The organism is Caulobacter sp. GW821-FHT10E02, assembly GCF_059415225.1.
The window spans coordinates 75,597-100,682 of sequence record NZ_JBWKMV010000002.1; the positions used below are offsets into that span (position 1 = coordinate 75,597).

Sequence of the window (25,086 nt, forward strand, 5' to 3'; positions counted from 1 at the left end):
GCAGATTGCCCCGCGCCACGCATGCGCGGCCAAGTTCCAACGACCAGACGCCACGTCGGGTTGCCGACTTCAAGAAAAAAGCCGGCCCGTTTCGGGGCCGGCTTTGATCGTTTGAGTCTGATCCGCCCTAGGCGGTGACGCTGGCGCCCGCGCCCGGGGACAGCGGCACCAGGGACGGCGCGGCGACCGTTTCCTTGTTGCTCTCGTCCTCTTCGCGCTTGGGAGCCTCGCCCTTCATGACGCCGATGATCTCATCGCCGCTCAGGGTCTCGAACTCCAGCAGGGCCTTGGCCACCACGTGCAGGTTGTCCAGCTCGTCGGTCAGGATCTTGCGGGCGTCGTCCTCGCCGCTCTTGACCAGGCGACGGACTTCCTTGTCGATCTTGATCATGGTCTCGGGCGAGACGTTCTGGGTGCGGGCGACCGAGTGGCCCAGGAACACCTCGTCCTGGTTGTCGCCATAGGCCACGGTGCCCAGCTCGTCCGAGAAGCCCCAGCGGGTGACCATGTTGCGGGCCAGGCTGGTGGCGGCGCTGATGTCGCTGGACGCGCCCGAGGTGATCTTCTCCTTGCCGAAGATCAGCTCCTCGGCGACCCGGCCGGCCATCATGATGGCCAGGCGCGAGGTCATCATGTCGTAGCTCATCGAGTAGCGGTCGCCTTCCGGCAGCTGCATGACCATGCCCAGGGCCCGGCCGCGCGGCACGATCGTGGCCTTGTGGACCGGATCGGCGACGGGGACGCGCAGGGCCACCAGGGCGTGGCCGCCCTCGTGATAGGCGGTCAGCTTCTTCTCGGCGTCGCTCATGGCCATCGAGCGGCGCTCGGCGCCCATCATGACCTTGTCCTTGGCCGCTTCGAAGTCGTGCATGGTGACCATGCGGCGGTTCTTGCGGGCGGCCAGCAGGGCGCCTTCGTTGACCAGGTTGGCCAGGTCCGCGCCCGAGAAGCCCGGGGTGCCGCGCGCCAGCGTCTTGACGTCGACGTCGGCGGCCAGCGGCACGTTCTTCATGTGGACGCGGATGATCTTCTCGCGACCGGCGACGTCCGGGTTGGGCACCACGACCTGACGGTCGAAGCGGCCCGGACGCAGCAGGGCGGGGTCCAGCACGTCGGGACGGTTGGTGGCGGCGATCAGGATGATGCCTTCGTTGGCCTCGAAGCCGTCCATCTCGACCAGCAGCTGGTTGAGGGTCTGCTCGCGCTCGTCGTTGCCGCCGCCCAGGCCGGCGCCGCGGTGGCGACCGACGGCGTCGATTTCGTCGATGAAGATGATGCAGGGGGCGTTCTTCTTGGCCTGCTCGAACATGTCGCGCACGCGGCTGGCGCCGACGCCGACGAACATCTCGACGAAGTCCGAACCGGAGATGGTGAAGAACGGCACGCCCGCCTCACCCGCGACGGCGCGGGCGATTAGGGTCTTACCCGTACCGGGAGGGCCGACCAGCAGCGCGCCCTTGGGGATCTTGCCGCCCAGGCGCTGGAACTTGGCCGGGTCCTTCAGGAAGTCGACGACCTCCTGCAGTTCTTCCTTGGCCTCGTCGACGCCCGCGACGTCCTCGAAGGTGATGCGGTTCTTGTTCTCGGTCAGCAGCCGGGCCTTGGACTTGCCGAAGCCCATGGCGCCTTTGGCCCCGCCCTGCATCTGGCGCATGAAGAACAGCCAGACGCCCACGACCAGCAGGATCGGCAGCAGCTGGACCACGATGGCCAGGAAGCTGATCGAGCCGCTCTTGAACTTCACGTCGGCGTTCTTGGCCACCATGCGGTTGACCAGCTCGTCGGAGTTCAGCGGCGCGTTGACCGTCTGGACCTTGCCGTCGGCCGACTTGGCCATGACGGTCTGGCCCGAGATCTCGGCCGACTTGATCTTGCCCGCGTCGACGTCCTTGAGGAGCTGCGAGTAGCTGATCTCGCCGCCATTTTTCGTGCGCGCGTTCTGACTGACGACGAACACGCCCGCCAGCACCGCGACGATCACCAGCCAAATGGCCAGATTCCGGAAATTCATACGCCTTGTCTTCCTAGCGAGTAGGGTTCTTGACCTCCCAAGATAGGAGGTCCCGAGCAGTTGCGCCACGTGCGTGACATCAGGTCACGGATTCTTGGTCGATCAGGCCGATCGCAGCCTTGAACCGGTCCAGAACGAGCGGACGCGCACATGCGTTTCCTTCAACTGCAAGGTCCGGGCCGTCAAGCGCGGGACAGTACGGGACGGCTCCGTCGCGGCGGATCAGCGGCAGGCTCGGGCGGGCGGCGGCGGGGATGGCGGAGAGATCGAGCGAGAGGCTGGAGGCCTTGCCCTTCAAGGGTTCGACGGTCAGGGGCGCGGCGCCGGCGGTGATCTCCCAGCGACCGTCCCAGACGCTGGTCTGGCCGGGCGCGAGGTCCAGCGGCGCCAGGCCACCCCGCGCGGTCTCGCCGGCGTCGCGGCAGATCAGGACATCCTCCGCCGCTTCGATCCGCGCGCCAGACAGCGTGGCGGCGAAGGTCTCGCCCGAGCGCAGGCGCTCGACGAGGCGCGTCAGACGTTCGCCGCGCGGCGGTCGTTCGGTCCCGGCGGCGCAGAGCAGAGCGGCGGCGAGATGGGCGGCGGCGACGTCGCGCGGCAGGCGGATCGTCCCGGCGCGGTCGACCTCGAAGGTTGGCGGCGAGCGTGGTGTGGTCTCGATGGGCGCGACCTCGTCCGCGCCGGCCGCCCGAGCGCGCACTCGGGCGTAGCGCAGATCCTCATTGGCGGGATCGTCCAGCCAGGTCTCGCCCTCGGCCGCCAAGGCCTGACGAATCTCATCGCGACCTAAGCCCAGCAGCGGCCTCAGCAGAAAAACACCCCGCCCTTCCGGCCAGACCGGAGACGGCGCCCATTCGCGCGGATCGGAGACCGTCGAGCCCTCGGCCCGCATGGCCGCGCCCTCGGCGAGATCGCTGGCGGTGTGGCCTAGGAGCAGGACTTTGGCGCCGGCTTCACGGGCGGCGTTCGCGAGCAGAGCGTGACGCGCACGACGGGCGGCGGCGGGAAGGCCCGTCGAAGGCTTGTCGCCGATCCAGGTCAAAGCCACGGCTTCGGCCCCCAGCGCTCGCGCCTTGGCGACCGCATCGGCCGTCCAGCGCGCGCTGTCAGCCTGCAGGCCGTGATCAACCACCAGCGCCAGCACGGGCCGGCCCAACTCCAGGACCGCCTTCAGCAGGAAAAGAGAATCGCCGCCGCCGGAGAACCCGACGGCCAGCGGCGCGGCGGAGGCGCGATCGAGCCGCCGGTCGAGGGCGGCTCGGACCGTCTCTAGGCGCACTTGGCCGCGACGCGGGTCGAGGCCGCGCGCGAGGTGACCTGAGCCGGGGCCTTCGGATAGCGCTTGGCCAGTTCGTCCAGCGTGCGGCAGGCGTCGGGCGTCTTCTTCAGGGCCACCATCGAGCGGGCCAGCTTCAGCGTGGCGTCGGGCGCCCAGCTGGTCTGTGGCCAGCCGCGGATCGCGCCGATATAGGCGCCGGCGGCGTCGGTATAGGCCTCGCGCACGAACAGGGTCTCGCCCTGCCAGTAGCGGGCTTCCGGCGTCTTGGCGCTGTCAGGATAGTTGTTCACGTAGGCGGCGAAGGCCTGCTCGGCATTGGCGTAATCGCCGGCCAACAGCAGGTCCTTGGCCTGCTTGAAAGCTACGGCCGGATCGGCCGGCGGCGCGGGCGGCGGCGGGGTCCCGCCGGCCAGCGGCGGAGCCGCGACCTGGGCCGCAGCGGCGGCCTGCATGTCGGCGATCGCCTTCTCCAGCCCGGCCAGGCGCTGTTCCAGCTGATCGGCGCGCGCCTTCTGGTCGGCGGCGGCGCGATTGGCCTTAGTCAGCTCGAAATTGGCGGCCTCGTTCTGGCCGTTCAGACGGGTCAGGGTCTGTTCCAGGTCGCCGACGCGCTCGTTCAGCGCGGCGATCTGGGCGTCGGTCTCGGCCGGCTGCACGACCACGGGCTTGCCGGTGTCGCGGCCCTGGAAGACGATCGCGCGCAGTTCGCGCACCACCTTCTCCATGCGCTCGACGCGCTTGGCCGAGCGGTCGTCCAGCGGATCGGCCGGCGGCAGCGGGGTCTGGGCGACAGCGACCGCGGCGGTCGAGGCGAACAGGACGGCGAGCAGAGCGGATTTCAGCTTCATGACCCTGATTTACCGGTAGGGACTGGACAAAACTAGGGCGGCATCTCGCGAGAGAAGCCGCCCCAGGACTTGCAGCTTAGCGGGCGCCGTCCGTGATGGCCGTGTGGCCGTTACGGTTCTTGGCCCACGACTCTTCGCTCGAACCGCCGTCGATCGGGCGTTCCTTGCCGAACGAGATGGTCTCGATGCGGGCCGCGGCGACGCCTTGGCCGATCAGGAAGTCGCGGATGGCGTTGGCGCGACGGGCGCCCAGGGCCAGGTTGTACTCGCGGGTGCCGCGTTCGTCGGCATTGCCTTCGATGCGGATGCGGACCTGCTGGTAACGGTTCAGCCATTGGGCCTGACCGGCCAGGACCGGCTGGGCGTCAGCGCGGACCGAATATTCGTCGGTGTCGAAATAGACGCGGTCGCCGACATTGACGACGAAGTCCTGCACCGAGCCCGGCAGGACGCCGCTGGCGACCGGCGGCTGCGGCGGCGGGGTGTAGGGGTTGCTCGGCTGCGTCGGCGCCGGCGGTTCGGCCGGGGCGACGGGCTGGGGCTTCGGACGCGAAGCGCAGGCGGCGAGCGAAGCGGCGGCCACGCCGACAAGCGCCAGTCTAATGGCGCGCTGGGTGTCGAAGCTCATCCAGTTTCTCCTCAGTCTACGAATTCTGGACCTGATCCATACCTGCGCAACGCTTGGAATGGACCCATGAAATGCCTGACCAAGCCTCACAATGATGTCAGAAGCTCGTCATCAGGTGCGGATTCACTTCCAGCGCGAATAGACCACGCGCCGGAACCTGTGCCTTGAACGCTTGTGCGCCGCTCAAGTTGCCCGAACTTCGTGTCAATCAGTCCAGCAGCGGCGACCAGGCGGGATCCGAGCCCGAACCGCCATAGGCCGCCGGCCGCAGGATCCGGCCGGTGATGTCCACCGTCCAGAGCTTGGGATTGCCGGCCGAGCTCTCGCGGAAGAACATCAGCACCCGGCCATTGGGCGCCCAGGTCGGGCCCTCGTCCAGATAGCTGGTGGTCAGCAGACGCTCGTCGCCGCCGTCGGGACGCATGACGCCGATGTGGAACTCGCCGCCCGTCTGCTTGGTGAAGGCGATGAAGTCGCCGCGCGGGCTCCAGACCGGAGTGGTGTAGCGGCCGCCGCCGTACGAGATGCGGCGCACGCCCGAACCGTCGGTGTTCATCACATAGAGCTGGGCCTGGCCGCCGCGGTCGGAGTTGAAGGCGATCTTGGTGCCGTCCGGCGAGAACGACGGCGAGGTGTCGATGGCCGGGTCGGTGGTGATGCGGGTCGACGCGCGGCTGCGCAGGTCCATCAGATAGATGTCGCTGTTGCCGTTCTTCTCGACCGAGAACGCCACCTTGCTGCCGTCCGGCGAGAAGCGCGGGGCGAACACCATGCCCGGGAACTTGCCGACCGTTTCCTGGCGGCTGGTCTCCAGGTTCAGCAGGTAGATCGAAGACCCCGTCGGCCGCAGGGCCATGTAGGTCAGTTCCTGGCTGGTAGACGAGAAGCGCGGCGTCATCACGATGTACGAGCCGTCGGTCAGGTACTGCGGGTTGGCGCCGTCCTGGTCCATGATCGCCAGGCGCTTGACGCGCGACAGCTTGGGACCGCTCTCGGCGACGAAGGCCACCCGGGTGTCGAAATAGCCCTTTTCACCGGTCAGGCGCTCATAGACGGCGTCGCTGATCTTGTGGGCCACGCGGCGCCAGTTGTCGGGCGTCGAGGAAAACTGCAGGCCCAGCAGCTGCTGCTGGCTGAACACGTCCCACAGGCGGAAGTCGACGCGCAGCCCGCCGTCGGGGCCGACCGTGACCTGGCCGTTGATCAGGGCCTGGGCCCCGGTCGCCTGCCAGTCGGGGAAGCGCGGCTGGACGTTGACGTCCTGCAGCTTGTCCGAAACGGCCGAGACGTTCAGCGGCTGGAACAGGCCCGAGCGCTCGAGGTTGCCGGTGATGACCTGGGCGATCTCGGCCCCGCGCGTCGTGCCCGAGAAGGCCGGCACGGCGATCGGCAGCGGCTTGACCGCGCCGGAGTTGATGTCGACCTCGATCTGCGCGGCGGCCGGGGTCACGAACGCTGCGCCGCCCAGCAGGACGGCGGCCATGAGCACCAGGGCTTTGAAGCGCATCGGGGTCTCCTTGTGTGTCGTTCCAGTCCTCAACGCGAACAGGCCTGTTTTGCGTTGAAGTTGAGGGCGATTTTCTGACCGTACAGGTCTTGCGGCAGGTAGGCGAACGGCGAAGCCGCGAACAGCGCGCGCACGGCGCGGTCCGAGGCCGCCTTGACGACGGGGTCGGACGAGGACGTGCCCGGCGATTCCGGCTGGCCGACGACGCGGCCGCCAGGGCCGATCACGAACACCACCCGCACGGTGACATTGGCGCCGCCCTCGACCTCGCAATTGGGGTTCCAGCGATCCTGGACCTCGCCCTGCAGGCGGCCCAGCGCGGCGGCGGACAGGCCGGTGGCCGCGCCCATGGCCGGACGGGCCGAGACCGAGGTCTCCGCGCGGGCCGGACCCTTGGGGGCGCTGGCGGTCGGCTTGCCGGTCGCCTTCTTGGACTTGGCGATCGAGGCTTCCAGCGAGGCGAAGAAGTCGGTGTCCGGCTTCTTCTGCGTCGGGGTCGGCTTGGCCGGCGTCGGCGTCACGGCCGGCTTGGGGACCGGCGTCGGCTTGGGCGGCGGCGCGGGAGCCGGGGTCGGCGTCGGTGCAGGCGTCGGAGCCGGCGGCTGCGGCGTGGCCTCAGGCACAGGATCCGGCGTCTGGGCCGTCTGCTCCTCGGGCGCTTCCTCGGCCGGACGCACATTGGTCGGGCCGTTGGTGACGATGGTCACCGGCACCGACTCGCCGATGGTGATCGGCTTCTGCGACTTCCACGGCAGGCCGAACGCGATCAGCGCCGCCACGGCTCCGTGCAGCGCGATCGAGGCCAGCAGGCCCGGAGAGATCTGGGGTTCGCGGCGAGCGCTCATGCCGATCCTACTGAGCCGGCCGCAGGTCGCCCGAGCCCTCCGGCTGAGCGTCCTTCGGCGCCGCTCCCGTGGAGGGACCGCCCGTCTCGGTGATCAGGTTGATCTTGTTGAAGCCCGCGTTCGACAGGCCCGCCATCACCTGGGCGACGACCGCATAGGTCGCCCCGCCGTCGGCGCGGACGAAGATCGGCTTGCTGTAGCCGCTGCCGGCGATGGCGGTGACGCCCGGCGCCAGGTTCTCGAACGGGATCTGCTTCTCGCCGACGAAGATCTGGCCGTCCTTGCGGATCGACACCGTGATCGGCTCGTCCTGGTTCTGCAGGGCGGCGGCCTCGGTCTTGGGCAGCTCCAGCGGCACGCCGGCGGTCAGCAGCGGCGCGCTGATCATGAAGATGATCAGCAGCACCAGCATCACGTCGACCAGCGGGGTGACGTTGATCTCGGACAGGGCGCCCTTGCCGCGGCGACCGCGACGGCGGCGACCTCGGCCGCCGCCCGTGGCGAAGGCGTCGTTGGAGGACATCGCCATGGGATCAGACCCGGTCCGACAGGCGACGCTGGATCGCGGTCGACAGGTCGTCGGCGAAGCCTTCCAGGCGGCCGGCGTACTTGCCCGCGTCGGTCGAGAACTTGTTGTAGGCGATATAGGCCGGGATGGCGGCGATCAGGCCCACGGCCGTGGCGAACAGCGCCTCGGCGATCGACGGGGCCACGACGGCCAGCGAGGTGTTCTTCGAGATCGCGATGTTCTGGAAGGCGTGCATGATGCCCCAGACCGTGCCGAACAGGCCGATGAACGGGCTGGCGGTGGCGACGATGGCCAGGCTGCCCAGGCCTTCCTCGACCTTGGTGCTCTCGCGGGCGATCTGGGCGTCCAGGATGCGGTCGATGCGGGCGATCAGGAAACCGGCCTGGTTCTCGCTCATCGCGCCCTTGGCCTTGGCGTCGCGCCATTCCTTCAGCGCCGCCTGCAGCATGCGCGGCAGGGCGTGGCGCGGATTGGCGCCGGCCTCGCCCGCGACGTCCTCCAGCGAACGGCCGCCCGAGACCTGCTCCTCGAAGCGGTCGGCGGCGCGGTTCAGGTTCGCGAACCGGAACAGCTTGTCCAGAATCACGGCCCACGAGCCCAAGGAAGCCAGGATCAGACCGATCATGACGGCCTTCACGACCCAGTCGGCCTGCATGAACAAGGCGAAGAACGAGAAATTCGGGGCGGCTGCCGAGGCGTCCATGCGGGTTTGGCTCCGTTGGGGCGTCTGAAAGATCTTACTACGCGCCGTATGGCATGAAGCGACGCTTGGGTGAAACTATGACAATCGTCGAGCGATCCCGAAAAACGATGTTTGTTTATTCGCCGTCGGTCGCCAGCCACGGCGCCAACTGCGCCAGCATCTCCGCCGTCGGACGACGTGGCCGCCCGTCCAGGGTGATGCAGACCGCCTCGCCCCTGGCCTCGATCAGCACCTCGTCGCCGCGCGTGACGCGCTGGGTGACATAGAGCCTAACGCCTTTGACCCGGTCATAGGTCGTGCGCACCACCAGCGCGTCGTCGATCCGCGCCGAGCGCTTGAAGTCCAGCGTCATGTGGATGATCGCGAACGCCGTATCGGCCTTGGCCAGTTCGGTGTGCGAAATCCCGACCATCCGGAAGAAGTCGCTCCGCCCCCGCTCCAGATAGCGCAGGTAGTTGGCGTGATAGACGATCCCCGAGAAGTCGGTGTCCTCGTAGTAGATGCGCACGGGCAGCTGATGCTCGCGGCCGGAGAACACGCCGGCAGTGGGTTCGGGCGGGGTCGTCATGCGGACTGCTTAGCCGCTGGCGACGAGAACGTCAGCCCCACCGATAGCAACCACCCCAGCACCGGCGCGGCCCCGGCCCCGATCACGGGCGCGGGATAATTGGCGAGCAGGTTGGCCAAGACGAAGCCGGCCCAGGCGGCGGCGAGGGCCAAGGTGGCGGGGGTGCGGCGACTCCAGAGCATGGCCAGGGGCACGGTGATCAGGGCGACGGCGGCCAGGGGCCCTAGGGTCGGGGAGGCTTCGAAGGCGCGGCGGACGACGAGTTCGACGTGATCGACGGCCGGGAGCGGGTCGGGACGGCTCAGGGCCCAGGCGACGCCGGCCGCGCCGACGGCGGCGAGGATGCCGGCGGTCTTGCGCTTGGACTTGTCGATCAAGGCCACGGCGCCGAGCGCGAGGGTCAGGGCCAGGACGGCCGCCGCATCCGGCTGGGCGGCCAGGACGAGCAGGGTCGCGGCGAGCGGGATGGCGGTCGCCGTCTCAAGGCGCTGGGCGGCGAGCCAGGCGGCCAGCGGGACCAGCAGCGAGGCCGCATGCAGCTGGATCGGCCCCAAGGCGACCCAGCGACGGACGCCCTCCATCGAGACGCCCGCGACCAGGACGTACATCTCGGCGATCAGGATCAGCACCAGCAGGACGGCGGCGACGATGCGGCCCGGCGGTCGGACCAGCCAAGCCACGGCGAGCGCCACGAGCGCGCCGACCACGCCGGCCGCGCCTTGCAGGATCATCGCCGAGGACGAGCCGCCCGCCGCGCGGATGGCCAGGATCGAGATGGCCAGGGTGGCGATCACCTGCAGCGCGACGGCGGCCTTGCGCATGGCGGGTTACTCGTCCCCGAACAGCCCGCCCTGCCCCGTCGGGGTCGGCGGGGCCTTCAGGCCCAGGTGCAGATAGGCCTTGCCGCAGGCCACCCGGCCGCGCGGGGTGCGCTGGATGAAGCCCTGCTGCATCAGATACGGCTCGATGACGTCCTCGACGGCGTCGCGGGCCTCGGCGATGGCGTAGGCGATGGTCTCCACGCCCGCCGGGCCGCCGCCGTAGTGCTCGATCAGCGCGCGCAGATAGCGGCGGTCGAGGCTGTCGAGGCCGACCTCGTCCACTTCGAGCCGGGCCAGAGCCAGGCCAGCGGCCTTGCGGTCGATGACGGCCGCGCCGTCGGCGGTGGCGAAGTCACGGACCCGGCGCAGCAGGCGGCCGGCGACGCGTGGCGTGCCCCGGGCGCGCTTGGCGATCTCGTCGGCCCCGTCCTCGGACAGCGGCGCGCCCATCTTGCGGGCCGCGCCCAGCAGCACGTGGCGCAGCTCGGCCGGGGTGTAGAACTCCAGCCGGATCGGAATGCCGAAGCGGTCGCGCAAGGGCGTGGCCAGCATCCCCGCCCGCGTGGTCGCCGCCACCAGGGTGAACGGCGCCAGGTCGATGCGGATCGAGCGCGCCGAGGGGCCCTCGCCGATCACGAGGTCCAGCACGTGGTCCTCCATGGCCGGATAGAGGATCTCCTCGACGTTCGACGACAGGCGGTGGATCTCGTCGATGAACAGGACGTCGTTCGGTTCGAGATTGGTCAGGATCGCGGCCAGGTCGCCGGGCTTGTTCAGCACCGGGCCGGAGGTGGCGCGGAAGTTCACGCCCAGCTCGCGGGCGACGATCTGGGCCAGGGTGGTCTTGCCCAGGCCCGGCGGGCCGAACAGCAGCACGTGGTCCAGGGACTCGCCCCGGCCCTTGGCGGCCTCGATGAAGATGCGCAGGTTGCCCTTGGCCTGCTCCTGGCCGACGAACTCGGCCAGGGTCTGGGGACGCAGGGCGCGGTCGGTGGCCGGGACCTGGTCGCCGTGCTGGGGATCGCCGGAGATGATGCGGGTCACCGCCCAAGCTCCTGCAGGCCGGCCTTGATAAGGGCCTGCACTGTGGCCTCTTCACCCAACTGGGCGGCGGCGGCCTCGACGACGCGGCGGGCGTTCACTTCGGCGACGCCCAGGCCCATCAGGGCGGCGACGGCGTCGCCGGTGGGGGCGGGCTTGGCGGGCGCGGTGGCCGAGGACGAGGTCGGTGCCGTCATCAGCACCGGCCCGTCGGTGATCGGCTTGTCCTTCAGCTCGGTGACAATGCGCAGGGCGAGCTTCGGGCCCACCCCGTTGGCGCGGCCGACGGCGGCCTTGTCCTCGCGGGCGACGGCGCTGGCCAGCTCGGCCGGCGACAGCACGTCCAGCACCGCCATGGCCGCCTTGGGACCGACGCCCTGGATGGCCTGCAGCAGCACGAACGCCTTCCGGTCCTCGCGCGTGGCGAAGCCGTAGAGGCGCAGGCCGGCGCTTTCGCTCCACTGGCTCTCGATGTGTAGCAGCGTCTCCTCGCCCAAGGCCGGCAGGCGCTGGAGCGTGCGGTGACCGCAGCGGACGACATAGCCGACGCCCATGACGTCGATCAGGGCCTCTTCCTCGCCGACCTCGGCGACGGCGCCGCGCAGACGTCCGATCATGCGACTCTCCGGGCGGTGCGGGCGTGGGCGTGGGCGATGGCGACCGCCAGGGCGTCAGCGGCGTCGGCGGTCGGCGAGCCGGCGGTCGGCAGCAGGCGGGCGATCATGAAGGCGACCTGGTTCTTGTCGGCGCCGCCGGTCCCGACCACGGCCTTCTTGACCATGGCGTTGGAATACTCGGCCACCAGCAGCCCGGCGCGGGCCGGCGCGATCATCGCCGCAGCGCGGGCATGGCCCAGCTTCAGGGTCGATTGGGCGTTGGTGTTGACGAAGGTCTCCTCGACCGCCGCCTCGTCGGGCTTGTGCTGCTCGATCACCGCGCAGATGCCTTCGAAGAGATGCAGCAGGCGGTCCGAGAACGCCGCCTTCTCGTCCGGCGCGATGACGCCGTGAGCGATGTGGGTCACCCGCGAGCCGAGCACGCTGACGACGCCCCAGCCGGTGCGGCGGAGGCCAGGATCAAGTCCGAGGATGCGAATGGCGTTCATCATGTGTTCTCGCAACATCGTCTGATCCGCGCCTCAGGAAAAGCCCCTGTATTGCTAACGATCGGTAAAGACCGGCCCTTGCGCGGCGCGCGCTGGCGGGCTCTCCTCCCGCCCAAGCTTTATTGGGGAGAGTACGGATGAAACGGTCGGTTTGGATGATGACGGCGGCGCTTCTGGCCGCGCCGGTTCTGGCCAGCGCGCAGACGGCCGAACCGCCCAAGACCGTCCGCCCCGACCAGTTGGCCTTCCGCGACCTCTACAAGGAGCTGGTCGAGATCAACACCACCCTGTCGGTCGGCTCCTGCACCGCCGCCGCCGAGGCCATGGGCGCACGGCTGAAGGCGGCGGGCTATCCGGCCGAGGACATCAAGGTCGTGGTCGCCGACGGTCATCCCAAGGAAGGCAGCCTCGTGGCCGTCCTCAAGGGGACCGACGCCAAGTCCAAGCCCATGCTGCTGCTGGCCCACATCGACGTGGTGGAGGCCAACCGCGCCGACTGGACCCGCGACCCGTTCAAGCTGGTCGAGGAGAACGGCTATTTCTTCGGACGCGGCACGTCGGACGACAAGGCCCAGGCGGCCATCTGGGTCGACAGCCTGGTTCGCCTGAAGCAATCCGGCTTCAAGCCCAAGCGCGACATCAAGATGGCCCTGACCTGCGGCGAGGAGAGCGAGGCCTATAACGGCATCGAGGACCTGGTGAAGAACCACCGCCCCCTCGTCGACGCCGAATTCGCCCTGAACGAGGGCGCCGACGGCCTGCTGGACGAGCACGACAAGCCGGTCGTGCTGGAGGTCCAGGGCGGCGAGAAGGTCTATCAGGACTTCACCCTGACCGTGACCAATCCCGGCGGCCACTCCAGCCGGCCGGTGCCGGCCAACGCCATCTACCAGCTGTCGGCGGGGCTGGATCGGATCGGCGCCTACGGCTTCCCGCCGCGCTTCAACGACGCCACGCGCGGCTACTTCACCAAGATGCAGGCCCGCGTGCCCGCCGAGCAGGCCGCGGCGATGAAGGCTCTGGTCGCCAACATCAACGACGAGGCGGCGCTGAAGACGGTCACGGCCGATCCGATGTGGAACTCGATGCTGCGCACCACCTGCGTGGCGACCATGGTCAATGCCGGCCACGCGCCCAACGCCCTGCCCCAACGCGCCACGGCCAACGTCAACTGCCGCATCCTGCCGGGCACGCCGACCGAGGAGGTCCGCACCAAGCTGGCCGAACTGGCTGGCGCGCCGACCACCGTGACCCTGGCCCACGAGCCCAACAGCGTCTCGCCGCCCCCGCCGCTGACCCCGGCGATCATGGGGCCGATCGAGAAGGAAGCCGCCAAGCTGTGGCCCGGCGTGCCGGTCGTGCCTATCCTGCTGACCGGCGCCACCGACGGCGTCCATACCAACGCGGCGGGCATCCCGACCTACGGCGTCTCGGGCCTGTTCGGCAGCTCGGACGGCGACGGCATCCACGGCCTGAACGAGCGCATCCGGGTCAAGTCGCTCTATGATGGCCGCGACTTCCTCTACGCCCTGATCAAGGACTATGCGGGCGGCAAATGACCCGGATCGCCCACTGCACCTGCGGCCAGCTGAGCATCCGCCTCGAGAGCGAGCCGCGCGGCGTGGGCGTCTGCCACTGCCTGGCCTGCCAGCGCCGGACCGGCAGCGTCTTCGCGACGCTGGCCGGCTTCCGGGGTCCCTATGAGGTCACCGGCCAGGCGACCGAATATGTGCGAGAGGGCGACCAGGGCGCGCGGTTCCGGTTCCGCTTCTGCCCGGTCTGCGGCACGACCCTGTTCCACACCGAGGAAGGCGTCGAGGGCCGGGTCTCCGTGGCGGTCGGAGGCTTCGGCGATCCCGGTTTCCCGCCGCCGACGGTGTCGGTCTACGACTGTCGCCGGCACGGCTGGGTGCGGTTGCCGGACGGCGTCGAAACTTTCGAGCGCGATCCCGACTGACGCCTCTGGACGTCGCCGGATGCCTCCCTATCTCCCGTCCAGTGATTAGGGAGACGCCGATGGTCAGTTCGTCGGATGAGGGTATCCTGGCCGAGTACATGGTCAGCTACTGGTCGATGAAGCACGAGAAGCTCGACCGCCCCACCAAGCTCCTCGAGACCCTCTACATCACCGAGCGCTACCAGGCGGGCGACAGCCTGCGTGAGGCCCGTTCGGTCTATGATCACGGGGTCTGGAACGGGGTGTCGGTCGCCGAGATGGATCGCCGCCTGGCCGAGCTGGACCAGTTCATGCGCGATCTCGTCCGCGAACGCGCCGCCCAGTGGGGCCAGCCGCACTAGCCCTGATCGATGTAGGCGAACGTCCGCGTGAAGTCGCCCTTGGCCGTGTCGTGGGCATTGGCCAGGTAGATGACCGTGTCGTGGTCGTTGAACTCGAAGCCGGCCTCGCCGCCCGAGCCCAAGGCTAGCAGCACGAACCAGTCGGCGGGATCGGCCAAGTCCGTCCAACCCTGGGCGACTGCGTGCTTGGCGGCGCGCCCCGCCGGCGAGCGCGGGCCGTCCGCCTCGGTCCACGCCTGGCCGAACATCTGGTGCTGAGGGCCGTCCCCGGTCGCCGGCGCCCGCAAGCGCTGCGGCTCGGCGGCGATCTCGTATTCGGACGCCAAGGCGATCACCGACGCGCCGTCGCGGAAGAACCGTAGCCGTCCGTCGGCGTCGGGCTCGGCGGTCAGGCCATCGTCTCCGGGCCGCTCCACGGCCATGCGGCCCAGGGCGGCGTCCCAGCCCAGCATGGCGGCGACCGCGCGCGAGACCTCCGCCGCATCGTCCGGCAGCGCGTGGCGGGCCAGGGCGACGTCCGCCGGGCTGTACAGCACCCGACCGTCGGCGAACTCCGTGCCGATGAAGAACGACAGCAGGCCGCGCTCCGGCAGCGGCGCCGCGTGCGACGGCAGGTCGGCCAGGTCGATCTGGGCCAGCAGGTTCAGGTGCAGGCCGCTGGCGTCGCGAGGCCATTCGACGCCCTCAGGCAGGTCGGGACCGCCGCCGATCCGCGAGCGGCCGGCGGGTCCGCGCGGGTCGTCCGCGCCCGCCTCGGTCAAATGGATCGCCGGCGTCATGGGAAGAACCCGTCGATGACGTCGCCCTTGAGCCGGATCGTCGGCTCCCACAGGGTCAGGTCCCACTGGCCGTCGCGGTAGGGGATCGTCTCGTCGGCGGTGATCTCCTCCGACAGGGCGCGCGGCAGGAACGGGAAGGCCGCGCCCATCCGGGGATCGCGGGCCCAGGCCGGGGCGTCGGCTAAGCGGAAGGCGTAGTGCAGCCGAGCGACCGGCTTGCCCGCCCCATCGACCGCGGGCCACACGCGGGTGACCTGGCGGCGGGCGTAGCACAGCTCCAGCGCCACGGGCTGGCCGGAGCCGGATCGGCGCTCCTGGAACCATCGCGCCGCCTGCGGGGCCGGCGCGAGGCGGACCTTGCCATCGTTCAGCGCCGTCTGGGCCAGCAGGCCGTTGTCGAGCAGCGCCCTGACAGTGGGACGGTCGAGATCCTCGGCCGCCATCTCGATCGGCAGCCTGGCGGTCAAGACGGGCGCGCACTGCCGGCGCGTGTCGAACTGCTTCTGCAAAGCCGTCAGCGCGCGGCCGTCGGCGATCTGGCGCTGGGCTTCTTTTTCAGGATTGGGCGAACAGGCGCTCACAGCGACCAGGGTCAGGGCCAAGACCCAGGGGGCCGCACGCGGCGTCGTTAGGCTGAGCATACGCAATCTCTCGACCTCGGCGGCCGCTTGGGGCCGAGGCTTGAACACACGCGGGCGCGCCCAGGTTGCGAGAAAAGAGCTCTAGGCCGCCTCGACGGCGCTCCAGCCGAACAGGCCGCCCAGGATCAGACGCTTGACTGCGGCGACGTCCAGGCCGGTGCAGATCTCGGCGTTGGGGACGCCGTCGATGCGTTCGACGCGGCCCAGGCGCTCGCCGTCGACGATCACCCGCAGGCGGGCCGGCGCGAAGGTGAAGAGCTCGGGCGCGACCAGGCTGGCGGCGGCCACCGCGTCGTGCGGCCGGCAGCCCTGCCCGCCCCAGACCTGCTGGTGGAAGGCGATATAGGGCCCGGCGGCCTTGGTCAGGCGCTGGGACAGGGGCGAGCCGCAGCAGACCGCGCCTTTCGAGAGGTCTTCGCCTGTGACCGACACCTGGTGGGTGACGTCCATCGGCATCAGGCGCGGCATGACCCCGCGCTCCAGCACGCGCTGCAGGGCTTCCGGATCGCTCCAGGTGTTGAAGTCGGCGCCGCCGGCGGCCTTGCCGGCCACGTCGAAGGCCCCGGCCATGATCGTCGGGCGCCAGTCGCGGAAGGCGGCGGGGTCTTCCAGCAGGCCTTTGGCCAAGTTGGTCAGCGGGCCCAGGAACAGGCCGCTGACCTTGCGGCGGGCGGCGAAGGCCAGGAAGTTGGCCGAATGGCCGCGCTCCAGCTCGGGCAGCTTCCAGCGCTGCGAGAAGCCCGCGCCGTTCAGGCCGTCGACCCCGTGGGCCGGCCGCATGCGCTCGACCCGGCGCTTGGCCAGGCCCGAGCCGGCGCCGATATAGACCTCGGCCCCGCAGCCGGCGAGGCGCAGCACGCCCCGGGCATTGGCGGCGGCCTGATCCACGTAGGTGTTGCCGAACACGGCCGAGACCGACACGACCTCCACGGCCTGTCGCGCGCGGGCCAGCAGCGCCAGCGCCAGGGCGTCGTCCACGCCGCAATCGGTGTCGATGTGAACCCTCAGGACCATGCGGCGCAGTCTAGCCGTACGGTGTGACGGCGAGAAGATCAGTCCTTACGGGGAAGGATATCGAACTCGATCACACGCGAGTCGTCGCGCAGGCGGTGGGCGACTTCGCACAGGCGTAGCGCGCCCTTGCCGGAGAATGAGCCGGCCAGTTCGAACACCGTCCCGCCGGCGTGCAGGCAGTGGTTCAGTCGCGTCCCCTTCAGGTCGTACTCGACCAGGATGGCCCGCAGCTCGGCCTCGTCCAGCGGGGTCTCGCGGCGGGAGCGGACAGCGATCTCGGTGAAGTTCTTCTGCGGCATGGTGCGGTCCAGCCAGCGGGCGGCGCTGAGCGTGACCACCGCCAGCACGGTGCCCAGGATCGCCAGGCCGTAGAGCCCGACGCCGAACAGGGTGCCGATCGCCGAAGTTATCCACAGGGAGGCGGCAGTCGTCAGGCCGTGCACCGAGACGCCCTGTTGGAAGATCACGCCGCCGCAGAGAAAGCCGACCCCGGTCAGCACGCCATGGGCCATGCGGACGGGATCGATGCGCATCACCTCGGCCGGAGTATCGCTCATCCACCGCACCTGGTGCACGGCGGCCAGCATCAGCAGCGACGAGGCCAGGGCCACCAGCACGTGGGTGCGCAAGCCGGCGGGCCGACTGCGATACTCGCGCTCGAAGCCGATCACGCCGCCGGCCAGCAGCGCGCCGAGAATGGGAAGCAGTTCCGCGGGAGCCAGCCAGTCCATGCCGGCTGTAACGAGCGGGAAGCTCGAGTGATCCCTAGGCGGCCAGGAAGGCGTCCAGATTGCGCTTCACCCGCGCCATCACCGGCTCGTCCGAGACCGAGCGATCGAACGTCTGACCGGTGATCGTCTCGAACGCCTCGATATAGACGTCGGAGGTCTGGCGGATCAGCTCGGCCGGAATCTCCGGCACGTCGTCCTTGTAGGGATCACAGCGCTCAGCCACCCAGGCGCGGACGAAGTCCTTGTCGAAGCTGTCGGGACGCTCGCCGGCTTCGAACCTGGCGTCGTAGGTCGCGGCCTTCCAGAAACGGCTGCTGTCGGGCGTGTGGATCTCGTCGGCCAGGACGATGCGGCCGTCGGCGTCGAGGCCGAACTCGTACTTGGTGTCGGCCAGGATCAGGCCACGCTGGGCGGCGAGCTCTTGGCCGCGCGCGAACAGGGCGAGAGCATAGGCGCTGAGTTGCTCCCACTGCTGCGCGGTCAGCAGGCCCTGCTCCAGGATCTGGGCGGGCGACAGCGGCGCGTCGTGGTCGCCGTCGGCGGCCTTGCTGGTCGGGGTGAGGATCGGCTGCGGCAGGCGCTGGTTGGCGCGCAGGCCGTCCGGCAGGGTCACGCCGTACATCTGGCGCTCGCCCTTGTTGTACAGCGTCAGGATCGAGGTCGAGGTGGTCCCGGCCAGATAGCCGCGCACCACCAGCTCGACCGGCAGCATCTCCAGCCGCTGGCCGATCAGCACGTTCGGGTCCGGATAGGCCAGGACGTGGTTGGGGCAGATGTCGGCCGTGGCGTCGAACCAGTAGCGCGCCGTCTGGGTCAGCACCTGGCCCTTGTACGGCACCGCGCACAGGATGCGGTCGAAGGCGCTGAGGCGGTCGGACGCCACGATCACGCGGCGGCCGTCCGGCAGGTCGTAATTGTCCCGCACCTTGCCGCGATAATGGTTGGGCAGGCCCGGAAGGTCGATGACTTCCAGGGCGCCCAACAAGGCATTTGGGGGGGTGCGGGACATGGTCATCAACCCAGCTTGGCCAGGTCTTCGTCGCTGATGTCTTCGTTCGAGTAGACGTTCTGGACGTCGTCGTCGTCGTCCAGCAGGTCCAGCAGCTTCATCAGGGTGGCCACCGAGTCGCCGGTGACCGGCACCTGCATCTTCGGACGCCAGGCAATCTTGGTGTTCGACGCCGCGCCGAACTTGGCTTCCAGGGCGGCGGCCACTTCGTTCAGGCTCTCGAAGGCGGTGTAGATGGTGTGGCCTTCACCCTCTTCTTCCATGTCCGAGGTGACGTCGTCGGCGCCGGCCTCGATGGCGGCTTCCATCATGTCGTCTTCCGACGCGGCCTTGGCCGGGTAGGTGATCTGGCCAACGTGATCGAAGTTGAAGGTCACCGAGCCGGTGGCCCCCATATTGCCGCCGATCTTGGTGAAGTAGGACCGGACGTTGGCGGCGGCGCGGTTCTTGTTGTCGGTCAGGACCTCGACAATGATGCCGACGCCACCGGCGGCGACGCCTTCGTAGCGGATTTCCGAGTAGTCGGCCGCGTCGCCCATCTGCGACTTCTTGATCGCGCGGTCGATGACGTCCTTGGGCAGGCTTTCGGCCTTGGCGTTGTTCACGGCCAGGCGCAGGCGGGGGTTCATGGCCGGATCGGGCAGGCCGGTCTTGGCCGCGACGGTGATTTCCCGCGACAGCTTGGAGAACAGCTTGGAGCGCGCGGCGTCGGCGCGGCCCTTGCGGTGCATGATGTTCTTGAATTTCGAGTGGCCGGCCATTCGGAGGCTCTGTCTCTGATCTGAAAAATGGAGTGTGGGCGCTTCTAGCCCCCGGGGGCGGGTTTTGTCACCCCCAGGGAGGCTTGCCTTACGACGCCCGTCGATGATAGTTAGGCGATAACTTAAGTATCAGGGAGCCGACGCCATGAGCCTGACACTGCACGCCCACCCATTGTCCTCGTTCTGCTGGAAGGTGCTGATCGGCCTCTACGAGAACGACATCGCCTTCACCAACGCGATGGTGAACCTGGGCGACCCGGCCGAACGCGAGGCGTTCCTGAAGCTGTCGCCGATGGGCAAGATGCCGTCGCTGCGCGACGACGGCCGAGACGAGACGGTCAACGAGACCAGCGTCATCCTCGACTATCTGGACACCCACTATCCCGGCCGGGTGCGGTTCGTGCCGCAGAACCCGGACTTCGCCTGGCGGATGCGGTTCTGGGACCGGTTCTTCGACCACTATATCCATCACCCGATGCAGCGGGTGGTCACCGACCGGATCCGACCAGCGGACGCCAAGGACCCGTACGGGGTGCGGGAAGCCCTCACCCAGATCGCCACTGCCTGCGATCACCTGGAGAAGGAACTGGCCGACGGCCGCTCATGGATGTGCGGCGACTTCGGCCTGGCCGACTGCGCGGCCCTGCCGGCCCTGTTCTACGCCGACAAGGTTCAAGCGCTGGAGGGCCGCTGGCCGCTGTGCCTGGCCTATCTGGAACGGCTGAAAGCCCGGCCATCGGTCCAGCGCGTGCTGACCGAGGCCGAACCGTTCTTCAAGTACTTCCCGGCCGCCTAGGCGACTTCCAACGCCACATCCACATTGCCGCGCGTGGCCTTGGAGTACGGGCACACCTCGTGGGCGGCGTGCAGCAGCTTCTCGGCGGTCTCGCGATCCAGGTCCGGGGCGGTCAGCTTCAGGCGCACGCCAACGTGGAAGCTGGTGTCGTCCTTGATCAGGTCGACCTCGGCGTCGAGGCTATGCTCGCCCAGCTTGACGCCCTGGCTGCGGGCGACGAGGCCTAGCGCGCCCAGGAAGCAGGCCGAATAGCCGGCCGCGAACAGCTGCTCGGGATTGGTGCCGTTGCCGTCGCCGCCCATCGACTTCGGATAGGCCAGCTTGACGTCCAGATGGCCGTCGTCGGACTTGGCGGTGCCCTGGCGGCCGCCGACGGCGTGGGCGTGGGCGGTGTAGATGGCGTCGGTCATGAAGGGCTCCTGCTGGCTGAAGACGCGACCCTGAGCCCCGGTTGTGACAGGCGCAAGTCTAACCGCCGCGCGAGGTCGTCCGCACGAAGGTGGCGATATGGGCGGCGCTGGCTTCCGGATGCTCGTGCTGCGGCCCGTGGCCCGCGCGGGAGAAGGTGACCAGCTGCAGGGTCGGCAGCTGCTGGTTCAGCGCATACCAGTTCTCGACCGGGAAGCTGATGTCATGGTCGCCGCCGAGGTGCAGCACCGGGACATCGGTGGTCTTCAAGAGCTCCAGGATCGGCTCGGCCGGGAACGGCGCGGTCTTGGGCGTGTCGCCCAGCAGCTCAGCGGCCCAGTCGCGGGGCACGGGCGGGCTGAGGTCGATAGTGCGGGCGGCGATGCGGTCGTGCGAGGCCTTGGCCGCCGCGCGGCTGGCCGGCGACCTGGGCTCGAAGAACAGGATGGCCTCGTCCTCGAAGTCGTTGTCCTTGCGGGCGGTGTCGTAGAACAGCTGCTCGGGCGGCTTGATATAGGTCCCGGGCGGACCGCTGCCGATCAGCACCACATGGCTGATCAGGTCCGGGAACAGGGCCAGCCCCGCCTGGGCCGCCAGACCGCCCAGCGACCAGCCGCCGAGCACGACCTCTTTCAGGTCCAGCGCCTTGATCAGGTCGGCGGCGTCCTTGGCCAGGGCGAACGGGTTGAGGGTCTTGTCGCCCGTCGAATTACCCAGGCCGCTGTAGTCGAAGGTGATGACGCGGAAGCCCTCGGCGACCAGGGCGTCCAGGAACGCCGGATCCCAGACGTCCATCGTGCCCCGGAACCGCACGCACAGCACCAGCGGCACGCCGGCTCCGATCGAGCGATAGGCCAGCGTGCGGCCCTCGACCTCGACGAACTGGGTCGGCGCGTTGACGGCGGTGACGATGGGGGTGACGGCGTTCATGGCGGCGCTCCTTCCGGGTGATGGAGGGAGGCTAGGCCCGCGCTAGGCGGGCCTATTGAACGTTCCGAACAGCGATCAGACTTCGGGGATGCTCTGCTGCAGCCGCCCGCCGACCCGGATCGGCTCGACGCGCGTCGCCAACCCCGTGCGGTCGTTGGTCTCGACGAACACGCCGCAGATCGTGGCCGGACCCGAGGCCGGGGTGTAGCGCCCGCCGCTGATCTTGGTGGTGAACCGCCGCAGCGGCTCGTCCTTCTGGTTGCCGATGACGCTGTCGTAGTCGGCGCAGGCGCCGGCGTCGGTCTGATAGGCGGTGCCGCCCGGCAGGACCTGGCAGTCGGCGGTCGGGACGTGGGTGTGAGTGCCGACCACCAGCGAGGCGCGGCCGTCGCAATAGTGGCCCATGGCCATCTTCTCGGAGGTGGCCTCGCAGTGCATGTCGACGATCACCGCGTCGGCCACCTGGCCCAGCGGGGCCTTGTCCAGCTCGCGGTCGGCGGCGGCGAACGGGTCGTCCATCGCGTCCATGTGGACGCGGCCCAGCAGGTTGACGACGAACACCGTCTTGCCGCTGTCGGTCTGGAACAGGTGGCTGCCGCGTCCGGGAGCATCCGACAGGATCGGGTAGTTGGCCGGACGGATCAGGCGCGGCTCGCGGACGATGTAGGTCAGGGCCTCGCGCTGGTCCCAGCTGTGATTGCCCAGGGTCAGGCAGTCGGCGCCGGCCTCGAACAGCTCACGGGCGGTGTTCTCGGTGATGCCGAAGCCGGCCGCGGCGTTCTCGGCGTTGATGATCACGAACTCGAGCCCGAGACGGCGGCGAAGATCGGGCAGATGGTCGGCCAGGCCGTCGCGGCCCGACTTGCCGACGACATCGCCGAAGAAGGCGAAACGCATCAGAAGTCCTTAAGCGGGCCCTGATCGGCCCATGTCATTGACGGCCATATACTCTTTTTCGGTGAGAATGGCGTCCAGCCTTTGGTCATGCGGCTCGTGCGGCAAATTCTCGACCTTTTGGCCACTGTACGCCAGGCCCAGAACGACAACGCGCTTGCGGGCTCTTAGAGCCTCCAGCGCCCGGTCGTAGTAGCCGCCGCCCTGCCCCAGCCGCAGGCCGTCCGGCTGGAAGGCCAGCAGCGGCGTGATCACCAGGTCGGGCTCGACGATCGGCGTTCCCGGCGGGGGGCTGCGCAGGCCGATGGCGTCGTGAACCAGCGGCGTCCTGCCATCCCAGCGCCGGAACACCATCTCGCCCTCGTCCTTGTCCAGGACCGCCGGCAGGGCCAGGTCCCAGCCGGCCTCGCGCATCTGGTCGGCCAGGATGCGCGGCGACACCTCCGAACCGAGGCCATGATAGAGCGCGGCGACCTTGCCCCGAGGGTCGGGGAAAAGCCTGGCCAACGGCTCGCGCGCCACGTCGGCGATCATCCAGTCGGCTTCGGGATGCTCAAGGGCCAGTTGCTTGCGCTGGTTTCGCAGGAAGACGCGTAGCGCGATCTTGGCCGCGACGGGGTCGGCGATGGTCATCGCCTGTCTATAGCGTGTTTAGGGAAAAGGTGGCGGCGCCGCGAAGAACCGTGAAGACGTTTCAATCCACTCGAACCTGTTAGTTACAGGTGGGCCCCGTGTTCCCGCAGCCACGGCCACGGGAGGGAACAGGTCCCGATAGAGAGATTAAGGTCCCTGGGAATAGAAATCTTCGACGAGAGCCACAGCATGACCCGCCGTCTGACAAGATAGGGGTTCGGAGGGCGGATTGCTAGCGGCGTGGTGACGCGGCCTACTCCGCCGCCAGCTTTTCCAGTTTCTCAGACGCCGCATCCAGAGCGCGGATCGCCGCGATCTCGGCCTTGGTGCCTTCCTGGTTCAGGCGGGCGATCTCGGCGTTGGCGTGGGCCAGGCGCAGCTTCATGTCCGACAGCTCGTCGGCCATCAGCAGGGCGCCCATCAGGAAGAGCCGGGTCTCGCCCAGTTGGCCGACGTCCTGGCTGACCTGGCGCACCTGGCGGTCGAACAGGCGGGCCAGCTCGGTCAGGTGCGGCTCCTGGCCGTCCTCGCAGCCGACCATGTAGGGGCGGCCGTTCACGTGGATGGTCACCTGGGCCATGCGTCAGGCCTCCCCTCGATCGGTGACTTTGGGATCGTCGCGCTTGGGATCGTCGAACAGGTCCTGGTCTTGTTCGGGCGAGACGGCGTGACCGTCGTGATGGGCGTGGTCGTCATTGGCCACGGACTCGTCGCCCAGGGCCGAACGGATCTCGGCGATCGCGCGGCCCAAGGCGGCCGAGGCCTGCTCGCCAGCTTCCTCCAGCGCCTTCTCGCGCTCGCGGGCGGCTTCCAGGTCGGCGACCAGACGCAGGCGCTCTTCGTCGGCGAAAACCTCGGGAAACAGACCCGGCTCGGCCGAGGACACGGCTGCCGCAGGCGCGCGCGCGGCCTCGGCGGCTTTCGCCGCCTGGCGCTGCTCAAGCTGAGCCACCGCGCGCTCCAGACGGCGCACGGCAAGGTCGAGGGCCGTACCGTCGGCCGGGATCATCGGCGATTTCCAATCATGCGATGCAACATATAGATGGTGCCCGTCTATGCCAGTCGTCAGGGCGAGATTTGGGCGGCGCGGAGCCCATAGCAGCATTCATCTAGCCGGTCTCAGTTTCTGAGGCCTTGACTTCGCGCCTTTCCCCCGCAAAACGCGCACCCAAATAGGGAACGCCGATCGCATCCGATCGCGCGGTCATAACAGGAGAAAGACCCATGGCTATTCGCGTCGCCATCAACGGCTTCGGCCGCATCGGACGTCTGGTCCTGCGCTCCATCGCCGAGCATGGCCGCCGCGACATCGAGGTCGTCTCCATCAACGACCTGGGTCCGGTCGAAACCAACGCCCACCTGCTGCGCTACGACAGCGTCCACGGCCGCTTCCCCGGCACGGTCACCTCGGGCGAGGACTGGATCGATGTCGGCATGGGCAAGATCAAGGTCACGGCGATCCGTGACCCGAAGGACCTGCCGCACAAGGAACTGAACGTCGACATCGCGTTCGAGTGCACCGGTATCTTCACCGCCCGCGACAAGGCCGCCCTGCACCTGGAAGCCGGCGCCAAGCGCGTGCTGGTCTCGGCCCCGGCCGACGGCGCCGACAAGACCATCGTCTACAAGGTCAACCACGAGACCCTGACCGCCGAAGACATCGTCGTCTCGAACGGCTCGTGCACCACCAACGCCCTGGCCCCGGTGGCCAAGGTCCTGCACGACCTGGTCGGCATCGAGCGTGGCTACATGACCACGATCCACAGCTACACCGGCGACCAGCCGACGCTGGACACCATGCACAAGGACCTCTACCGCGCTCGCGCCGCGGGTCTCAGCATGATCCCGACCTCGACCGGCGCCGCCAAGGCCCTGGGTCTGGTCCTGCCGGCCCTGAAGGGCAAGCTGGACGGTTCGTCGATCCGCGTCCCGACCCCGAACGTCTCGGTCATCGACCTGAAGGTCGTGCCGTCGCGCGACACCGACGTGGCCGAGGTCAACGCCGCCCTGCAGGCCGCCGCCGATGGTCCGATGAAGGGCGTGCTGTTCACGACCACCGACCCGCTGGTCTCGCACGACATGAACCACATCGCCGCCAGCTCGACGGCCGCCCTGCCCCAGACGCAAGTCATCGAGGGCAAGCTGGTCCGCGTGCTCAGCTGGTACGACAACGAGTGGGGCTTCGCGACCCGCATGAGCGACACCGCTCTCGAGATGGCGAAGTTCCTCTAAGGAACGCCTACCCAGCCCCGCTCCCACAAGGAGCGGGGTTTTCCTTGGCCCTTCGCGGGGCCGCCCTCGTCCTTC

At 68.9% G+C, this 25,086-nt stretch carries 30 protein-coding genes and 1 other RNA gene; 5 read left to right on the top strand and 26 right to left on the bottom strand.

What is annotated here, in order from left to right; translation table 11 throughout:
* Window positions 1-127 precede the first annotated feature (127 nt).
* The 13 genes from ftsH to ruvC all read right to left on the bottom strand — a co-directional run bounded on the left by ftsH (window position 128) and on the right by ruvC (window position 11,900).
* Window positions 128-2,011 carry an ATP-dependent zinc metalloprotease FtsH gene (gene ftsH, locus AC07NI_RS10005; protein ID WP_494618509.1) on the bottom strand — a complete coding sequence of 628 codons (1,884 nt, stop codon included), beginning with the start codon at window positions 2,009-2,011 and terminating at the stop codon, window positions 128-130.
* 79 nt (window positions 2,012-2,090) lie between these two features.
* Window positions 2,091-3,290: a tRNA lysidine(34) synthetase TilS gene (tilS, locus tag AC07NI_RS10010; protein WP_494618513.1), complete on the bottom strand. Its 1,200-nt coding sequence runs from the start codon at window positions 3,288-3,290 to the stop codon at window positions 2,091-2,093.
* Window positions 3,281-4,138: a tol-pal system protein YbgF gene (ybgF, locus tag AC07NI_RS10015; protein WP_494618516.1), complete on the bottom strand. Its 858-nt coding sequence runs from the start codon at window positions 4,136-4,138 to the stop codon at window positions 3,281-3,283. The genes tilS and ybgF overlap by 10 nt, the downstream gene beginning before the upstream one ends.
* Window positions 4,139-4,214: 76 nt before the next feature.
* Complete coding sequence (pal, locus tag AC07NI_RS10020) at window positions 4,215-4,781, bottom strand: peptidoglycan-associated lipoprotein Pal (RefSeq protein WP_494620490.1); 567 nt, start codon at window positions 4,779-4,781, stop codon at window positions 4,215-4,217.
* 193 nt (window positions 4,782-4,974) lie between these two features.
* Window positions 4,975-6,273 carry a Tol-Pal system beta propeller repeat protein TolB gene (gene tolB / locus AC07NI_RS10025; RefSeq protein ID WP_494618518.1) on the bottom strand — a complete coding sequence of 433 codons (1,299 nt, stop codon included), beginning with the start codon at window positions 6,271-6,273 and terminating at the stop codon, window positions 4,975-4,977.
* 29 nt (window positions 6,274-6,302) lie between these two features.
* Window positions 6,303-7,118: a cell envelope integrity protein TolA gene (tolA, locus tag AC07NI_RS10030; RefSeq protein ID WP_494618521.1), complete on the bottom strand. Its 816-nt coding sequence runs from the start codon at window positions 7,116-7,118 to the stop codon at window positions 6,303-6,305.
* Between the two features lie 7 nt (window positions 7,119-7,125).
* Window positions 7,126-7,647 carry an ExbD/TolR family protein gene (locus tag AC07NI_RS10035; RefSeq protein WP_494618523.1) on the bottom strand — a complete coding sequence of 174 codons (522 nt, stop codon included), beginning with the start codon at window positions 7,645-7,647 and terminating at the stop codon, window positions 7,126-7,128.
* Between the two features lie 4 nt (window positions 7,648-7,651).
* Window positions 7,652-8,350 (bottom strand): protein TolQ, encoded by a 699-nt coding sequence (gene tolQ / locus AC07NI_RS10040; RefSeq protein WP_494618527.1) that lies wholly within the window; start codon window positions 8,348-8,350, stop codon window positions 7,652-7,654.
* Between the two features lie 115 nt (window positions 8,351-8,465).
* The gene (gene ybgC, locus AC07NI_RS10045) at window positions 8,466-8,918 is read right to left on the bottom strand and encodes a tol-pal system-associated acyl-CoA thioesterase (protein ID WP_494618529.1); all 453 of its coding nucleotides are present in this window, start codon (window positions 8,916-8,918) and stop codon (window positions 8,466-8,468) included.
* Window positions 8,915-9,739 (bottom strand): FtsW/RodA/SpoVE family cell cycle protein, encoded by an 825-nt coding sequence (locus AC07NI_RS10050; RefSeq protein WP_494618533.1) that lies wholly within the window; start codon window positions 9,737-9,739, stop codon window positions 8,915-8,917. The genes ybgC and AC07NI_RS10050 overlap by 4 nt, the downstream gene beginning before the upstream one ends.
* A gap of 6 nt (window positions 9,740-9,745) precedes the next feature.
* Window positions 9,746-10,783, bottom strand: coding sequence for a Holliday junction branch migration DNA helicase RuvB (gene ruvB, locus AC07NI_RS10055; protein WP_494618537.1), 1,038 nt, complete (start codon window positions 10,781-10,783; stop codon window positions 9,746-9,748).
* Window positions 10,780-11,397: a Holliday junction branch migration protein RuvA gene (gene ruvA / locus AC07NI_RS10060; protein ID WP_494618539.1), complete on the bottom strand. Its 618-nt coding sequence runs from the start codon at window positions 11,395-11,397 to the stop codon at window positions 10,780-10,782. Before ruvA ends, ruvB begins: the two co-directional genes overlap by 4 nt.
* A complete protein-coding gene (ruvC, locus tag AC07NI_RS10065) occupies window positions 11,394-11,900 on the bottom strand; it encodes a crossover junction endodeoxyribonuclease RuvC (RefSeq protein WP_494620493.1) in 507 nt (168 codons plus the stop codon). The genes ruvA and ruvC overlap by 4 nt, the downstream gene beginning before the upstream one ends.
* A gap of 122 nt (window positions 11,901-12,022) precedes the next feature.
* On the opposite strand from ruvC, the gene AC07NI_RS10070 reads away from it, so the two are divergent.
* From AC07NI_RS10070 to AC07NI_RS10080, 3 genes are read left to right on the top strand one after another with little or no spacing between them, the layout of a single operon-like run.
* The gene (locus AC07NI_RS10070) at window positions 12,023-13,444 is read left to right on the top strand and encodes a M20/M25/M40 family metallo-hydrolase (RefSeq protein WP_494618542.1); all 1,422 of its coding nucleotides are present in this window, start codon (window positions 12,023-12,025) and stop codon (window positions 13,442-13,444) included.
* Window positions 13,441-13,842, top strand: coding sequence for a GFA family protein (locus AC07NI_RS10075; RefSeq protein WP_494618544.1), 402 nt, complete (start codon window positions 13,441-13,443; stop codon window positions 13,840-13,842). The genes AC07NI_RS10070 and AC07NI_RS10075 overlap by 4 nt, the downstream gene beginning before the upstream one ends.
* A gap of 59 nt (window positions 13,843-13,901) precedes the next feature.
* Window positions 13,902-14,183: a hypothetical protein gene (locus tag AC07NI_RS10080; protein WP_494618549.1), complete on the top strand. Its 282-nt coding sequence runs from the start codon at window positions 13,902-13,904 to the stop codon at window positions 14,181-14,183.
* Here AC07NI_RS10080 and AC07NI_RS10085 read toward each other — a convergent pair.
* The 6 genes from AC07NI_RS10085 to AC07NI_RS10110 all read right to left on the bottom strand — a co-directional run bounded on the left by AC07NI_RS10085 (window position 14,180) and on the right by AC07NI_RS10110 (window position 19,118).
* A complete protein-coding gene (locus AC07NI_RS10085; RefSeq protein WP_494618555.1) occupies window positions 14,180-14,962 on the bottom strand; it encodes a DUF1963 domain-containing protein in 783 nt (260 codons plus the stop codon). The genes AC07NI_RS10080 and AC07NI_RS10085 overlap by 4 nt on opposite strands.
* Window positions 14,959-15,603 (bottom strand): hypothetical protein, encoded by a 645-nt coding sequence (locus tag AC07NI_RS10090; protein ID WP_494618558.1) that lies wholly within the window; start codon window positions 15,601-15,603, stop codon window positions 14,959-14,961. The genes AC07NI_RS10085 and AC07NI_RS10090 overlap by 4 nt, the downstream gene beginning before the upstream one ends.
* 81 nt (window positions 15,604-15,684) lie before the next feature.
* Window positions 15,685-16,617: a nucleoside hydrolase gene (locus AC07NI_RS10095; RefSeq protein WP_494618561.1), complete on the bottom strand. Its 933-nt coding sequence runs from the start codon at window positions 16,615-16,617 to the stop codon at window positions 15,685-15,687.
* A gap of 38 nt (window positions 16,618-16,655) precedes the next feature.
* Window positions 16,656-17,348, bottom strand: coding sequence for an MgtC/SapB family protein (locus tag AC07NI_RS10100; protein WP_494618563.1), 693 nt, complete (start codon window positions 17,346-17,348; stop codon window positions 16,656-16,658).
* A gap of 34 nt (window positions 17,349-17,382) precedes the next feature.
* Window positions 17,383-18,357, bottom strand: a complete 975-nt coding sequence (locus AC07NI_RS10105; protein ID WP_494618565.1) for a phosphoribosylaminoimidazolesuccinocarboxamide synthase — start codon at window positions 18,355-18,357, stop codon at window positions 17,383-17,385.
* A 5-nt stretch (window positions 18,358-18,362) separates the two neighbouring features.
* Window positions 18,363-19,118: a YebC/PmpR family DNA-binding transcriptional regulator gene (locus AC07NI_RS10110; protein WP_494618567.1), complete on the bottom strand. Its 756-nt coding sequence runs from the start codon at window positions 19,116-19,118 to the stop codon at window positions 18,363-18,365.
* Window positions 19,119-19,263: 145 nt separating this feature from the next.
* Here AC07NI_RS10110 and AC07NI_RS10115 point away from each other — a divergent pair, with 145 nt between their 5' ends.
* Window positions 19,264-19,914 carry a glutathione S-transferase family protein gene (locus tag AC07NI_RS10115; protein WP_494618569.1) on the top strand — a complete coding sequence of 217 codons (651 nt, stop codon included), beginning with the start codon at window positions 19,264-19,266 and terminating at the stop codon, window positions 19,912-19,914.
* Here the strand turns inward: AC07NI_RS10115 and AC07NI_RS10120 are convergent.
* The 7 genes from AC07NI_RS10120 to AC07NI_RS10150 form a co-directional block, all read right to left on the bottom strand.
* Window positions 19,911-20,324 carry an organic hydroperoxide resistance protein gene (locus AC07NI_RS10120; RefSeq protein WP_494618572.1) on the bottom strand — a complete coding sequence of 138 codons (414 nt, stop codon included), beginning with the start codon at window positions 20,322-20,324 and terminating at the stop codon, window positions 19,911-19,913. The two genes, AC07NI_RS10115 and AC07NI_RS10120, sit on opposite strands and share 4 nt — an antisense overlap.
* A 58-nt stretch (window positions 20,325-20,382) precedes the next feature.
* Window positions 20,383-21,252, bottom strand: a complete 870-nt coding sequence (locus tag AC07NI_RS10125; protein ID WP_494618574.1) for an alpha/beta fold hydrolase — start codon at window positions 21,250-21,252, stop codon at window positions 20,383-20,385.
* Window positions 21,253-21,327: 75 nt separating this feature from the next.
* Window positions 21,328-22,149 carry a TIGR00282 family metallophosphoesterase gene (locus AC07NI_RS10130; RefSeq protein WP_494618577.1) on the bottom strand — a complete coding sequence of 274 codons (822 nt, stop codon included), beginning with the start codon at window positions 22,147-22,149 and terminating at the stop codon, window positions 21,328-21,330.
* Between the two features lie 9 nt (window positions 22,150-22,158).
* Window positions 22,159-22,779, bottom strand: coding sequence for a 5-formyltetrahydrofolate cyclo-ligase (locus tag AC07NI_RS10135; protein WP_494618580.1), 621 nt, complete (start codon window positions 22,777-22,779; stop codon window positions 22,159-22,161).
* Between the two features lie 31 nt (window positions 22,780-22,810).
* A non-coding RNA gene (gene ssrS, locus AC07NI_RS10140) (6S RNA) lies at window positions 22,811-22,973 on the bottom strand.
* A gap of 59 nt (window positions 22,974-23,032) precedes the next feature.
* On the bottom strand, window positions 23,033-23,359 hold the full coding sequence (locus AC07NI_RS10145) for a cell division protein ZapA (RefSeq protein WP_494618583.1): 327 nt from the start codon (window positions 23,357-23,359) through the stop codon (window positions 23,033-23,035).
* Window positions 23,360-23,362: 3 nt separating this feature from the next.
* Complete coding sequence (locus tag AC07NI_RS10150) at window positions 23,363-23,788, bottom strand: hypothetical protein (RefSeq protein WP_494618584.1); 426 nt, start codon at window positions 23,786-23,788, stop codon at window positions 23,363-23,365.
* Between the two features lie 215 nt (window positions 23,789-24,003).
* Between AC07NI_RS10150 and gap the strand changes: the two genes are divergently transcribed.
* Window positions 24,004-25,011, top strand: a complete 1,008-nt coding sequence (gene gap, locus AC07NI_RS10155; protein WP_494618586.1) for a type I glyceraldehyde-3-phosphate dehydrogenase — start codon at window positions 24,004-24,006, stop codon at window positions 25,009-25,011.
* The last annotated feature ends 75 nt before the right edge of the window (window positions 25,012-25,086 follow it).

Bases quoted from the DNA above. Each gene is read 5' to 3' on its own strand.
- AC07NI_RS10095 (WP_494618561.1), bottom strand. From the start codon at position 16,617: ATGGTCCTGAGGGTTCACATCGACACCGATTGCGGCGTGGACGACGCC.
- AC07NI_RS10100 (WP_494618563.1), bottom strand. From the start codon at position 17,348: ATGGACTGGCTGGCTCCCGCGGAACTGCTTCCCATTCTCGGCGCGCTG.
- ruvA (WP_494618539.1), bottom strand. From the start codon at position 11,397: ATGATCGGACGTCTGCGCGGCGCCGTCGCCGAGGTCGGCGAGGAAGAG.
- AC07NI_RS10150 (WP_494618584.1), bottom strand. From the start codon at position 23,788: ATGATCCCGGCCGACGGTACGGCCCTCGACCTTGCCGTGCGCCGTCTG.
- AC07NI_RS10135 (WP_494618580.1), bottom strand. From the start codon at position 22,779: ATGACCATCGCCGACCCCGTCGCGGCCAAGATCGCGCTACGCGTCTTC.
- AC07NI_RS10090 (WP_494618558.1), bottom strand. From the start codon at position 15,603: ATGCTCAGCCTAACGACGCCGCGTGCGGCCCCCTGGGTCTTGGCCCTG.
- AC07NI_RS10050 (WP_494618533.1), bottom strand. From the start codon at position 9,739: ATGCGCAAGGCCGCCGTCGCGCTGCAGGTGATCGCCACCCTGGCCATC.
- AC07NI_RS10110 (WP_494618567.1), bottom strand. From the start codon at position 19,118: ATGGCCGGCCACTCGAAATTCAAGAACATCATGCACCGCAAGGGCCGC.
- AC07NI_RS10085 (WP_494618555.1), bottom strand. From the start codon at position 14,962: ATGACGCCGGCGATCCATTTGACCGAGGCGGGCGCGGACGACCCGCGC.
- gap (WP_494618586.1), top strand. From the start codon at position 24,004: ATGGCTATTCGCGTCGCCATCAACGGCTTCGGCCGCATCGGACGTCTG.
- AC07NI_RS10035 (WP_494618523.1), bottom strand. From the start codon at position 7,647: ATGGCGATGTCCTCCAACGACGCCTTCGCCACGGGCGGCGGCCGAGGT.
- AC07NI_RS10145 (WP_494618583.1), bottom strand. From the start codon at position 23,359: ATGGCCCAGGTGACCATCCACGTGAACGGCCGCCCCTACATGGTCGGC.
- ybgC (WP_494618529.1), bottom strand. From the start codon at position 8,918: ATGACGACCCCGCCCGAACCCACTGCCGGCGTGTTCTCCGGCCGCGAG.
- ftsH (WP_494618509.1), bottom strand. From the start codon at position 2,011: ATGAATTTCCGGAATCTGGCCATTTGGCTGGTGATCGTCGCGGTGCTG.
- AC07NI_RS10130 (WP_494618577.1), bottom strand. From the start codon at position 22,149: ATGCGTTTCGCCTTCTTCGGCGATGTCGTCGGCAAGTCGGGCCGCGAC.
- AC07NI_RS10080 (WP_494618549.1), top strand. From the start codon at position 13,902: ATGGTCAGTTCGTCGGATGAGGGTATCCTGGCCGAGTACATGGTCAGC.
- tolB (WP_494618518.1), bottom strand. From the start codon at position 6,273: ATGCGCTTCAAAGCCCTGGTGCTCATGGCCGCCGTCCTGCTGGGCGGC.
- AC07NI_RS10120 (WP_494618572.1), bottom strand. From the start codon at position 20,324: ATGACCGACGCCATCTACACCGCCCACGCCCACGCCGTCGGCGGCCGC.
- AC07NI_RS10075 (WP_494618544.1), top strand. From the start codon at position 13,441: ATGACCCGGATCGCCCACTGCACCTGCGGCCAGCTGAGCATCCGCCTC.
- AC07NI_RS10105 (WP_494618565.1), bottom strand. From the start codon at position 18,357: ATGTCCCGCACCCCCCCAAATGCCTTGTTGGGCGCCCTGGAAGTCATC.
- tolQ (WP_494618527.1), bottom strand. From the start codon at position 8,350: ATGGACGCCTCGGCAGCCGCCCCGAATTTCTCGTTCTTCGCCTTGTTC.
- AC07NI_RS10125 (WP_494618574.1), bottom strand. From the start codon at position 21,252: ATGAACGCCGTCACCCCCATCGTCACCGCCGTCAACGCGCCGACCCAG.
- tolA (WP_494618521.1), bottom strand. From the start codon at position 7,118: ATGAGCGCTCGCCGCGAACCCCAGATCTCTCCGGGCCTGCTGGCCTCG.
- ybgF (WP_494618516.1), bottom strand. From the start codon at position 4,138: ATGAAGCTGAAATCCGCTCTGCTCGCCGTCCTGTTCGCCTCGACCGCC.
- AC07NI_RS10115 (WP_494618569.1), top strand. From the start codon at position 19,264: ATGAGCCTGACACTGCACGCCCACCCATTGTCCTCGTTCTGCTGGAAG.
- AC07NI_RS10070 (WP_494618542.1), top strand. From the start codon at position 12,023: ATGAAACGGTCGGTTTGGATGATGACGGCGGCGCTTCTGGCCGCGCCG.